We start from the raw sequence: 11,677 nt of genomic DNA, 5'->3' as shown, positions 1-11,677 counted from the left end.
TTGTCGCCCACCCGGCGGGCATTTCGTCGCTTCCCCGGGTGAGATGGCTCCGATCGGGCTAATCTGCCCGCGGTATCCGCGTTTCACGGCCATCTGGGGTATTGACGATGCGACAACTGAGTGCCGTCGTGGCGGTGTTGCTCACCGCCACCGCGCTCACGGCCTGCACCCAGGTCTCTCCTGGGACACCGAAGGCCGGGCCCTCCACCCGCAACATCGCCGACGAGATCAAGGGCGGCCCGACCTCGGAGCTGCGCAAGACCTTCTCCACGACCCCGCAGCAGGTCAACGACTACTGGAACAGCGACCGGCTGCGCGACGCCCGGCCCAAGCAGCCCGGTCCCAGCGACGGCGGCAGCGACGTGCCCAAGGAGAACCCGGGCGCGCAGGTGGTGATCCAGCCATCCGACGGGGCGATCGGGCAGGTCAAGCCGGACTCCAACGGCACCAACCCGCGCGGCGACGCCTGGTCGCGGGCCGGGCTGAGCGAGACCACGGTGGGACGGCTCTACTACACCTTCGGCGGCAAGCCGTACGTGTGCTCGGCCTCGGTGATCAGCTCGCCGTCCAAGGTCCTGGTGGCCACCGCGGGGCACTGCGTGTGGGAGACCCAGGGCGAGAAGACGTGGGCGGACAACGTGATGTTCGTGCCAGGTGACCGGGCCGGGCAGTCCCCGCACGGCAAGTGGGCGGCGGAGTCGATCTACACCACCCGCGAGTTCCTGACCAAGGCGGAAAGTTCCGACCGGGGCACCTCCGGCGAGGGCTGGGCCTACGACATCGCCTTCCTGCGGATGCGGCCACTGGGCGGCAAGAAGATCCAGGACGCGCTCGGCGCGCAGGGCATGGCCTTCGGCGTGCTGGCCGAGGGGCTGACCGCGATCGGCTACCCGACCGCGCCGCCGTTCGACGGCAAGGTGATGCGGTACTGCTCCTCGCCGAACTGGGTCAAGGGGCCCTTCGGCGACTACACCATCAACTGCGTGATGACCCCGGGCTGCTCGGGCGGGCCGTGGTTCACCAGGTTCGATCCGGGCCGGGGCGCGGGCATCGTGGTCTCGGTGTCCTCGGTGGGCAACGCCAGGACGCTCTCCGGCGCGGTGCTCGGCCAGGTGGCGCACAACCTCTACAAGCAGGCGGACGCGGGATGATGACGAGAACCCAGCGGCGCGGGCGGCTGGCCGCGCTGGCCGGCGCACTGGCCGTGACGATCACCGCGGCGGGGTGCAGCAGCGCCTCCCCCGGGCTCGCCCTTGCCGACCAGCAGGCGGTGACCGCCTACATGGCGGCCCAGTTCGACGGCGCGTTCAAGAAGCTCGATCAGGAGCTGATCAAGCCACGGGACGAGAAGTCGACCGTGTTCTGGCACGGGCGGTTCAACGAGCGCAAGACGGACAAGGAGATCGACGTCTTCCGCTACCAGGCGGCGGACAAGGCCAAGCCGGAACCGCCCGCGATCTTCACCAAGTCCCGCACCAGCAAGGACATGAAGGACAACCTGGACCAGTACCACCCGAGCGGCTCGGAGTGGGACTACCTGCTGCTGGGTGAGCGGTTCCGTTCGCTGGCCACCACCCCGTGGGTGCGGTTCCCGACCTTCACCCCCAAGGACGGGTTCAACGTGTGCCTGCTGACCGGGGTGCAGACGGTGTGCGCCATGCAGGACGCGATGAAGGCCACCCAGAAGTCCTCGCCGGCCGGGCTGGTCAAGGAGTACCGGCAGCAGGCCGACGGCACCGCCGAACTGCTCACCGGGGTCACCCTCAAGTCCTTTGTGGACGCCAGGGTGCTGAGCTTCCCGGAGGACTTCAAGAAGCAGATGACCCCGCCGATGCTGGAGTCCTTCCTGCGCACCACGGTGACCATGGACCCGCAGGGGCAGCTCAAGAAGATCGAGATCAACGGGATCGTGGACAAGGGCGGTCCGAAGATCGAGATCCAGGTGGGTTACGAGATCCTGGGCAAGGCCACCGCGAAGGACTTCCCGCCGGAGCCCTCGCCGCTGGACCGGACCGACCTGCCTGATCTGAACGCCCGCAAGGACTTCTTCAACCGGCTCGCCGCGCTGTAGATACCGAGGTAAGAGATGAGCAACCCGTACCAGCCGCAGCAGCCGCAGTGGGGCGGTCAGCCGCAGCAGCCGAACCCGTACCAGCAGCCGCAGCAGCCGCTGCCCGCGCAACCGCAGTGGGGTGGGCAGCCCACGCCGCCGCCCGGCTATCCGCAGCAGGGCGCGCCCACCCCGCCGCCCGGCTACCCCCAGCAGGGTCCCGGCGGCCCTGGTGGTCCCTACGGTGGCGCGCCCTACGGCGGGCCGCCGCAGCAGGGGCAGGGGCCGCAGCAGAAGTCCGATGGCAGTGCGAAGAAGCCGCTGCTCTACGGCCTGGTCGGCCTGGTGCTGATCGGGATCGTCTTCGGTGTGCTGGCCTTCCTGGGTGTGTTCACCAGCAAGGTGCTCGACACCAAGGCGGTGCAGACCGGCGTGCAGAAGGTGCTGACCGAGAACTTCGGCATCGCCAAGGTCACCGCGGTGACCTGCCCGAACCAGCCGGCGATCAAATCCGGCAACACCTTCACCTGCACCGCCACCGTGGACGGCAAGCAGCGGCAGGTGCCGGTGAAGGTCACCAACGACTCCGGTGAGTACGAGGTCGGGCAGCCCAAATAGGCTGCGACGCATGAAGGTGCTGCTGGTGGAGGACGACGACGGGGTCGCGGACGCCCTCGTCGAAGTCCTCACCGCGCACGGGCACCAGCCCCGCCGGGTCCGGCACGGCGCGGACGCGCTGACCGGGCACCGGGAGGTGGATCTGGTGCTCCTTGATCTGGGTCTGCCCGACGGCGACGGTCTCGAGGTGCTGCGCAAGCTGCGCCGGGTGGCCACCGTGCCGGTGATGGTGCTGACCGCGCGCGGCGACGAACGCTCCGTCGTGCGCGGTCTGCGCCTGGGCGCCGACGACTACCTGGTCAAACCGGTCCGGCTGGCCGAACTGCTGGCCAGGATGGACGTGGTCACCCGGCGGGCCGCGCACCGGGCCACCGCCGAGGAACCCGCCGACGAGGTGGTCACCGGCGACGTCCGGATCGACCTGGCCAGCCGCCGGGTCGAGGTGGCCGGGGCGCCGATCACGTTGACCGCCAAGGAATTCGACCTGCTGGCCGCGCTGGCCCGGCGGATGGGCGCCGCGGTCAGCCGCCAGCAGCTCATGGACGAACTCTGGGGCGACGCCTACGTGGCGATCTCCCGGTCCCTGGACGTGCACATCGCCCAGTTGCGGGCGAAACTGGGCCGCCCCAACCTGATCAGCACCATCCGCGGCTTCGGCTACCGGCTGGAGCCCTAGGGTGCGGCGGCGACTCCTGGTGGTGCTGCTGGCCTTCTCGGTGCTGGCGGTGGCCGCCTTCGCCTGGCCGCTGCTGATGAGCACCGCCACCGAACGCACCCAGCAACTCCTGCTCTCCCGCACCGCCGACCTGGACCGCTTCGCCGCGCTCGCCGACACCGCGGGCACCACCGGGGACCTGGGTGCGCTGACCGCGGAGATCCAGCGCTACGGCGAGCTGTACGGCGAGGCCGTGCTGGTGGTGGACACCCGGCGCGGCTCCCTCGCGGCCACCGGCGACCTCCGGCCAGCCGACCCGGCCGTGGTCCGCCTGGTGGACGGGGCCCTGCGCAACGAACGTCAGTCCACAGTGGACCCACTCACGCCCTGGTCCAGCGAACCGGTGCTGCTGGCCCGCCCGGTCGGCACCGGCATCCGGGTCACCGGCGCGGTGGTGCTGCGGGCCGCGGTGACCGCGGCCGCCGGGGACATCGCCCGCCGCTGGGGTGTGGTGCTGCTCGGCGCGCTGGCCGCCGCACTGGCCTGCGTGAGCCTGGCCCTCGGCGTGTCCCGCTGGGTGCTGCGGCCACTGCGCGAGCTGGAACGCGGGGTGCGCGCGGTCGCCTCCGGGGAAGCACACGCCCAGGTCGCGGTGCACGGACCGGCCGAACTCCGGGTGGTGGCCGCCGCGTTCAACCAGATGTCCGACGCGGTCTCCGACGCCGCCGAACGGCAACGCCGCCTGGTCGCCGAAGCCTCCCACCAGCTACGCAACCCGATGACCGCACTACGCCTGCGGGTGGACGCCCTCGGCCCCTCGGTCGCGCAACCGGCCCAGCGCTCCTACCAGTCCGTGCTCGGCGAGGTCGACCGCCTGGAAGCACTCCTGGACGGCCTGCTCACCCTGGCCAGCGCGGAGAACCGGGCCGCCGAACTCCGCTCACCGTCCACACTGGAGGAACCACCCGCCGACTGCGAACCGCTGCTGGTACTGGCCGACCGCCGGGACGCCTGGTCCGCCGCGGCCACCGCCGCCGGGATCACCCTCCATATCGGCCGCACCCCTGGCACGCCGGTGGTGGCCGCCTTCCCCGCCGAGGAACTCGCCCAGGTCCTCGACGTGGTCCTGGACAACGCGATCAAGTACGCCGGCGCCCAGGCCGTGATCACCCTGGCGCTGCTGGCCGAACCGGAGACAGTGCGGCTCAGCGTCACCGACAACGGCCCCGGCCTGACCGCCGAGGAACTCGCCCTGGCCACCGAACGGTTCTGGCGCTCCCAGGAACATCGCGGCAGCCGCGGCACCGGCCTCGGCCTGGCCATCGCCGAACAACTCGTCACCGCGCACGGCGGCAGGCTCACCCTGGAGACCGCCCAGCCACACGGCCTGTCCGTCCACATCGGACTCCCCAGGACCGCCGGATGACCTTGCCCCGCAGGCTGTTCCTGCTCACCCCACTGGCCGCGCTGGCCTGCACCAGCACCGACTACCCCGGCCCCGCGCGCGGACTGTCCATCGGCGCGGGCGAACCCGGCGGACCGTACCTGGCCTTCGCCACCCGGCTGGCCGCCGAGATCGCCGCCGCCGAACCCGACCTGCGCGCCACCCCGGCGCAAACCCAGGCCAGCGTGGCCAACCTGCGCCTGCTCGGCACCCGCGAGGTCGACCTGGCCCTGGCGCACGCCGACGCCTGCGAGGCCGCCGCCACCGGCGCCACCCCGTTCACCGAACGGCTGCCGCTGCGCGCACTCGGCCGGATCTATGAGAACTACCTGCAGATCGCGGTCCCGGCGGCCAGTCCGGTGCGCCGGGTGGCCGAACTCGCCGGTCGCCGGATCGCCATGGGGGCACCGGGTTCCGGCGCGGCCATGGTCGCCGACCGCATCACCACCCGGCTCAACCTCACCCCCGGCCCGCAGTTGCGGCTGGCCGAGGCCGCCGCGGCCCTGGCCGAGGGCAGGGTGGACGCGCTGGTGTGGTCCGGCGGCGTGCCCACACCGGCCCTGGAGGAACTCGACATCCGCACGCCCATCCGGTTGCTGCCCCTGGACGACGTGCTGCCCGCGCTGCGCACCGCGCACGGACCGGTGTACGAACAGGTCTCCGTGCCCAGCGGCGTGTACCGCGCGCCGCGGCCGATCCCGACCATCGGGGTGGCGAACCTGGTGGTGTGCCGGGAAGAACTCCCCGTCGAGGTGGCGGCGGCGGTGACCCGGGTGCTGCTCACCCGGGCCGACCGCCTGATCCCGCAGGACGCACTGGGCATCCAGTTCCTCGATCCGCGGGCGCTGATCAGCACCGCGGCCATCCCGCTGCACCCCGGCGCGGCCGGGGTCTACCGGGAACTACACGGCTGAACTCAGCGCTGCTGCGGGATGACCGGCGGGATCACCGGCTCCTCGCCGTTGACCGCGCGGCTGAACCGGTCGGTCACCACCGGCAGGAACTCCGGGTGGGTCAGCACCCAGAACCGCTGCTCCTTGACCGCCTCGACCACCGCGTCCGCGACCTCCTCGGCCGGCTTGCCCGCGCGGACCGCGGCGCCGATGGCCTCGCTGGCCTTGGCCATCAACTTGGCCTCCAGGCCCTCCCCGTTCGCCGGCGGAGTGCTCTCGGCGATGTTGGACCTCGTCCAGGCCGGGCACAGCACCGAGGCCCGCAGCGGGGAACCGGTGATGACGAACTCGTGGTGCATGGTCTCGGTCAGCCCGACCACCGCGTGCTTCGTCGCCGCGTACGGGCCGGTGCCCATCCCGGCGAGCAGGCCGCTCATCGAGGCCGTGTTGACGATGTGGCCTTCTTCCTGCGCCATCATCCTGGGCAGGAAGGCGTGCTGGCCGTGGATCACGCCCCACAGGTTGATGTCGATGGCGCGCTTCCACTCTTCGAGGGTAAGCCGCCAGGTCAGGCCGGAGCTGCCGATGCCCGCGTTGTTGCACAGCACGTGTGCCGCGCCGAACTCGGCGTAGGTACGGTCGGCCAGGGTCTCCAGGTCCGCGGCCTTGGCCACGTCCGCCTGTACACCGATGGCCTGGACACCCTTGTCCTGGAAGGACTTCACCAGCGCGTCCAGGGCCGATGAGTCCACATCGGACAGCGCGAGGCGCATGCCCTGGGCGGCGAAGGAGTTGGCCAGGGCGGTGCCGATGCCACCCGCGGCACCGGTGATGACGGCGACTTTGCCGGTCAGGTCTCGCACAGCGAACTCCCTAGGTCAGAGGGCCGGGTCCAGGACGAGCTTGCCGACGGTGCGGCGGGCACGCAGGTCCTCGTGCGCGGTGCGCGAGGCCGACATCGGGTACTCGCCACCGATCTGCGGGCGCAGCGTGCCGGCGCGCACCAGCTCGACCATCTGGTCGAAGGGCTCCTGGATGAGGGCGCCGGGGTTGCGCAGGCAGTCGATCAGCCAGAAGCCGACGATGGACTGGGAGCCGCGCATCAGCTTGGCCGGCAGCACCGGGGTGGGCTGCACCCGGCCCGCGCTGCCGTAGGCCACGATCCGGCCGAAGGGGGCCAGCACGCTCAGCGAGTCGTCGAAGACCGGCCCGCCGACCATCTCCAGGACCACGTCGATCCGCTTGCCGCCGTTGGCCTCGCGCAGCCGCTCGGCCAGGCCCTCCGGCGCGCCGTCGACCGCGACGTCCGCACCCAGGTCCAGGGCCAGCTTGCGCTTGTCCTCGGTGGAGGCGGTGGCGATCACGGTGCCCGCGCCGAATGCCTTGGCCAGCTGCACCGCGAGGGAGCCGACGCCACCGGCGGCGGCGTGCACCACCACCGACTCGCCCGGCTGGATCCGCGCGGAGGTCTTGAGGATGTGCCAGGCGGTGGTGCCCTGGCAGATCAGCGCGAGCGCGTCACCGCTGGAGATGTCCTCCGGCACGTCGAAGAGACGCTCCGGCGCGGCCACCACCTTGCTCGCGTAACCACCGGAGTCGATCAGCGCGATCACCCGGCGGCCCTCCGCGGTGCGGCCGATGACCTCACCGCCGGGGATCAGCGGCAGCTTGGCCGGGGCCAGGTAGGAGTTCTCCACGTTGTGGGTGTCGCCGTAGTTGACGCCTGCCCGGTCGACCTCGACGAGCACCTGCCCGTCCCCCGCGACCGGATCCGGCAGGTCCACCAGCCGCATGACCTCGGGTCCGCCGAACTCGGTGATCTGTACCGCGCGCACGTGCCACTCCTTTGCCCTGCCCCAGTGCCAGCAACTGCTGTACGGCGTACAGTACGCTGTACAGTAAGGAGGAGGCAACCATGACCGAACAGCTTCAGCGCAAACGTGCGCCTCGTAACACGCTCAACCCCGAGCTGATCGTGCGCACCGCCCTGGACCTGCTCGACGCCGAGGGTGTCGAGTCCTTCGGCATGCGCGCCCTGGCCAAGCAGCTCGGCGTCGGCCCGATGGCCCTCTACACCTACTTCCGCGGCCGGGACGAACTCTTCGACGCCGTCCGCGACCATGCCATGGCCGAGCACCCGGTGCGGGCCGAAGGCGAAACCTGGCAGGAACGGGTCCGGGTGGCCTGCCGGGCGATCCGGGACATGATGCTGGCCCACCCCTGCCTGGTGCAGTTGTTCACCGCGCGCCCGCTGGCCGGGCACGAGGTGCCGCACGCGGTGGAGGCGCTGCTCGGCGTGCTGCGCGCGGCCGGGTTCGACCGGGACACCGCGGTCCGGGCCTATCTCACCCTGTTCAACCACGTGCTCGGCGTGGCCGCCTGGGAGGTCCAGCTCAGCAGGCAGCTGGCCGACCCGGCGGGTCGGCGGGCGCTGCGCGAGACCCTGGATGGCTTGTCCCGCACCAGGTATCCGACCCTGGTGGACCTGGTGCCCGAACTCAACCGCAGTGGTGGCCCGGCCCAGTACGAGTTCGGGCTGGATCTGCTGATCGGCGGCCTGGAGCAGGTCCTGGCCCGGCGGGAGGCCGGGCCAGGCGACTGAACCTGGCGGCGCGGACTGACCTCGGTGGCAGAAGTCAGGCTGCGTACTGCGACTGCACGGCGGTGATCTCGTGCACGAGCTGCTGGCAGTCCGGGTCCCGGCGGCGGGCCGCCTCCAGGCGCAGCGGCGTGAGCCGGTCCAGCACCCGGCGGGACTGGAGCTGTTCGGCCGAGGCGACCGCGGCGACCGCCGCCGGGACGCCGAGCCGGTGGTCCCCCGCGCGCAGGTACCCGGTGGCCAGGGCGATGCGCTCGAAGGTCTGGCTGCGCGCGGTGAGTCCGGTGCGCAGGCCGATGGAGTGCTCGAAGAGCGGGATGGCCCGGAACGGGTCGCCGTCGCGCATCTCCAGGTGCATCATGCCCTCGCTGGCGGCCAGGTCGGCGGCGGTGAAGAACGAGGCCCAGCTGGGTCGTTCCGGTTCGCCGTACTCCTGGGCGCGGGCGAAGTCCCGGCGCGCGCGGGCCATCGCGGTATTGGCCAGGTCGGGCCGGTTGAGCCTGCCGTAGGCCCAGGCCTGGTTGGCCGCGAGCACCGCGCCGGCGTGCGCGTCGGCGGCGTCGGCGGCCGGGATCTCGCCGAGCTGGAACAGTTTCAGCGCGTCGTTGACCGCGCCGTTGTGCAGCTCGATCCGGGCCGCGGCGTAGAGCACGCTGCACATCAGGCCGTGGTCCTCGGCCTGTTTGGCCAGTTCCACCGCCTGCACGTAGTGGTAGCGGGCGGCGTCGGCCAGGCCGACGTCGAAGGAGGTCCAGCCGGCGAACCGGTGCGCGCCGGCGACCGCGCTGAGTAATCGTTCGCGGACCGCGTCCGTGCAGTCCGCGGAGAGCAATCGTCTGCACCAGGAGACATGCGCGATGGCCGCGTCCCGGACCGACCCCCCGCCCTGCTGGTAGTCCAGGGCCTTCAACGCCCCCGTCGCTGCCTCGATCCGCCGCACGTCCTCCAGTCCCAGCCGGCCCGGCACCGGGGTCGGACTGGCCACATCGCGCAGTGGTCCCAGTTGCCCCCAGCCGAAGTCCAGCGTCGCACCGACGACGGCGCTCGCGGCGGCGGCGAGGAACCTGCGCCGTTGCACGTCCTCGTCCTCCCTCCCGCCGGATGGCCCAACCGCGGCTACTCCAGGTGAGTAACCCATCCCCATGTAACCACGCGGAATGCCTAATCCGTCACCTATACGGGCGAGCACGTCATAGGCCATCACCTGACGGCCCTTGGTGATCTCGGAGACCTCGGACTGCGACTGTCCGGTCCGGGCGGCAATGCGCTTCTGGGTGATGCCGAGTCGGCGCAACAGCTGGTAGACGCGGGAGATGTCCCGGCGGACCAACGCGGTGCGCATCTCGGGTTCTTCCCACGTCGAGGAGGGGATCGGTGGATCGCGATCCTCTACGCCGCTCATAGGGCCCCCTACCCATGGCGTGGCTCACATCGGGCTAGTACCGAGAGTAGCGGTATAGACCACTCGATCACCCACCCGTTCGGCGTAAACCCGGGTAAATCGGGCAGAAATTCTGCTCCCCGAAAGCCCTCCCCCGCCAGAGCCAGGTGGCGGGAACCGATCCACCCGATCGCGCGTTGACGCCCCCCACCCACCGGCCTAGCGTTGTAAGCAGTTGCTTACAAGCGAAGTCGGGAGCGTCGCATGACCACCACGAGAGCTGCCGCCACGGATCTCGACCCCATCCCGTACCCGTTCAACGAGGCCGCGGGCCTGGGTCTGTCCGATCTCTACGAGCAGATCCGCAACACCCCCGGCATGCTGCGGGTCACCCTCCCCTACGGCGAACCGGCCTGGCTGGCCACCCGCTACGCCGACGCCCGCTTCGTGCTGGGCGACAAGCGCTTCAGCCGGGCGATGGCCGAGGTCAGGGACGCGCCGAGGCAGTGGCCGGTGATCCGCCCCGGCGGCATCCTGGCCATGGACCCGCCCGACCACACCCGCCTGCGCACCCTGGTCACCAAGGCCTTCACCGTGCGCCGCGTCGAGCAACTCCGCCCCAGGGTGATCGAGTTGGCCGAGTCCCTGATCACCGGCCTGATCGAGCAGGGCCCGCCGGCCGACCTGGTCGAGGAGTACGCCCTCCCCATCCCGGTCGCGGTGATCTGCGAACTCCTGGGCGTCCCCACCGAGGACCGCCCCCAGTTCCGGGTCTGGAGCGACAACGCCCTCTCCACCACCGGCCTGACCCCCGAGGAGATGGCGCAGAACCAGGAAGACCTGCGCGCCTACATGGGCAAACTGATCACCGAACACCGCGCGGCGCCCCAGGACGACCTGATGACCGCCCTGATCGAGGCCCGCGACGTAGGCGACCGCCTGACCGAACTGGAAATGGTCGACCTGTGCGTCGGCATCCTCATCGCAGGCCACGAGACCACAGCCACCCAGATCCCCAACTTCCTCTGGATGCTGCTGGAAAACCCAGACCAGCTCAAGAAACTCCAGACGGAGCCAGAGCTGATCCCCAACGCCGTAGAGGAACTCCTCCGCTTCACCCCCCTTGGCGTGGGCGCCAGCTTCCCCCGCTACGCCACCGAGGACGTCCACGTAGGCGAAGTCCTGGTCAAGGCAGGCGAGCCGGTCCTCGTCTCCGTAGGCTCAGCCAACCGAGACGCCCTCAAATTCACCAACCCCGGCGTCCTGGACGTAACCCGGGAGAACATCCAACACCTCGGCTTCGGCCACGGAGTCCACCACTGCCTGGGCGCCCAACTGGCCCGCATGGAACTCCAGGAAGCCCTCCGAGTCCTCCTCGCCCGCCTCCCCAACCTCCACCTGGCCGGCGACATCACCTGGAAAACCCAAATGATCGTCCGAGGCCCCCGCACCATGCCCATCGCCTGGTAACCCCACCCACAACAGCCAACACACCGTCCCAAAACAGCCAACACCCAGTACAACAACGGCCAACACGCCGAGCGAGGTTCGGGTCTCACCCCCACCCGCGCGTGTTGGCCGTTGTCGTACGGAGTGTTGGCCGTTGTCGTACGGCACGTTGGCCGTTATGGACGGGCAGGCGGCGAGGCGGGGATGAGGGCGCGGGCGGAATCCAGAGAGCTGGGCGACTCAGGCGTCCCACAACGGCCAACCAGGCGTACAAGAACGGCCAACACTCGGTACAAGAACGGCCAACACGCCGGCGAGGGTTTCAACCCTCCGCGCGTGTTGGCCGTTATGGGACGGTGTGTTGGCCGTTCTTGTACACCACGTTGGCCGTTGTGGGCGGGCGAAGCCCGGAGCGGTGAGCGTTGCGGGCAAGCGGGCGAAGCCCGGGAACGATGCGGCTAGGCGGTTCACACACGCCGCGACCGGGCGAAGCCCGAACACCAGCAGACGGGGTGGCTTTTCAAACCCCACCCGAGCGGTTCCCCATCCCCGTCAGCCTGGAGAGGACACACCGCATCCTGGGCGCGC

11 protein-coding genes are annotated in these 11,677 nt (G+C 70.6%); 8 read left to right on the top strand and 3 right to left on the bottom strand.

The features are described 5' to 3' along the window. The first annotated feature begins 107 nt into the window (after nt 1-107). The 6 genes from HNR67_RS18930 to HNR67_RS18905 are packed head-to-tail and all read left to right on the top strand — an operon-like array spanning nt 108 to nt 5,681. Nucleotides 108-1,151: a trypsin-like serine peptidase gene (locus tag HNR67_RS18930; RefSeq protein ID WP_185003578.1), complete on the top strand. Its 1,044-nt coding sequence runs from the start codon at nt 108-110 to the stop codon at nt 1,149-1,151. Continuing rightward, nucleotides 1,148-2,071: a hypothetical protein gene (locus HNR67_RS18925; RefSeq protein ID WP_185003577.1), complete on the top strand. Its 924-nt coding sequence runs from the start codon at nt 1,148-1,150 to the stop codon at nt 2,069-2,071. Before HNR67_RS18930 ends, HNR67_RS18925 begins: the two co-directional genes overlap by 4 nt. 15 nt (nt 2,072-2,086) lie before the next feature. After that, the gene (locus tag HNR67_RS18920) at nt 2,087-2,668 is read left to right on the top strand and encodes a DUF4333 domain-containing protein (protein ID WP_185003576.1); all 582 of its coding nucleotides are present in this window, start codon (nt 2,087-2,089) and stop codon (nt 2,666-2,668) included. 10 nt (nt 2,669-2,678) lie between these two features. Next, nucleotides 2,679-3,344, top strand: a complete 666-nt coding sequence (locus tag HNR67_RS18915) for a response regulator transcription factor (RefSeq protein ID WP_185003575.1) — start codon at nt 2,679-2,681, stop codon at nt 3,342-3,344. Between the two features lies 1 nt (nt 3,345). After that, nucleotides 3,346-4,749, top strand: a complete 1,404-nt coding sequence (locus tag HNR67_RS18910) for a sensor histidine kinase (RefSeq protein WP_185003574.1) — start codon at nt 3,346-3,348, stop codon at nt 4,747-4,749. Next, complete coding sequence (locus HNR67_RS18905) at nt 4,746-5,681, top strand: TAXI family TRAP transporter solute-binding subunit (protein WP_185003573.1); 936 nt, start codon at nt 4,746-4,748, stop codon at nt 5,679-5,681. The genes HNR67_RS18910 and HNR67_RS18905 overlap by 4 nt, the downstream gene beginning before the upstream one ends. Nucleotides 5,682-5,683: 2 nt before the next feature. Here HNR67_RS18905 and HNR67_RS18900 read toward each other — a convergent pair whose 3' ends face one another. Together HNR67_RS18900 and HNR67_RS18895 are read right to left on the bottom strand one after the other, a co-directional pair. Beyond that, on the bottom strand, nt 5,684-6,523 hold the full coding sequence (locus tag HNR67_RS18900; protein ID WP_185003572.1) for an SDR family NAD(P)-dependent oxidoreductase: 840 nt from the start codon (nt 6,521-6,523) through the stop codon (nt 5,684-5,686). A 15-nt stretch (nt 6,524-6,538) separates the two neighbouring features. Then, on the bottom strand, nt 6,539-7,495 hold the full coding sequence (locus HNR67_RS18895; RefSeq protein WP_185003571.1) for a quinone oxidoreductase family protein: 957 nt from the start codon (nt 7,493-7,495) through the stop codon (nt 6,539-6,541). Nucleotides 7,496-7,575: 80 nt separating this feature from the next. Between HNR67_RS18895 and HNR67_RS18890 the strand changes: the two genes are divergently transcribed. After that, nucleotides 7,576-8,262: a TetR/AcrR family transcriptional regulator gene (locus tag HNR67_RS18890; protein ID WP_185003570.1), complete on the top strand. Its 687-nt coding sequence runs from the start codon at nt 7,576-7,578 to the stop codon at nt 8,260-8,262. Nucleotides 8,263-8,296: 34 nt separating this feature from the next. Here the strand turns inward: HNR67_RS18890 and HNR67_RS18885 are convergent, their stop codons facing one another. Then, nucleotides 8,297-9,601, bottom strand: coding sequence for a helix-turn-helix domain-containing protein (locus tag HNR67_RS18885; RefSeq protein ID WP_185003569.1), 1,305 nt, complete (start codon nt 9,599-9,601; stop codon nt 8,297-8,299). Between the two features lie 303 nt (nt 9,602-9,904). Between HNR67_RS18885 and HNR67_RS18880 the strand changes: the two genes are divergently transcribed. Next, nucleotides 9,905-11,110 carry a cytochrome P450 gene (locus HNR67_RS18880; RefSeq protein ID WP_185003568.1) on the top strand — a complete coding sequence of 402 codons (1,206 nt, stop codon included), beginning with the start codon at nt 9,905-9,907 and terminating at the stop codon, nt 11,108-11,110. Nucleotides 11,111-11,677 lie beyond the last annotated feature (567 nt).

It is taken from the genome of Crossiella cryophila (genome assembly GCF_014204915.1).
In the GTDB taxonomy this organism is placed as follows: domain Bacteria; phylum Actinomycetota; class Actinomycetes; order Mycobacteriales; family Pseudonocardiaceae; genus Crossiella; species Crossiella cryophila.
The sequence above is the reverse complement of the archived record's forward strand: the minus strand, read 5'-3'. Positions and strand labels throughout refer to the sequence as shown.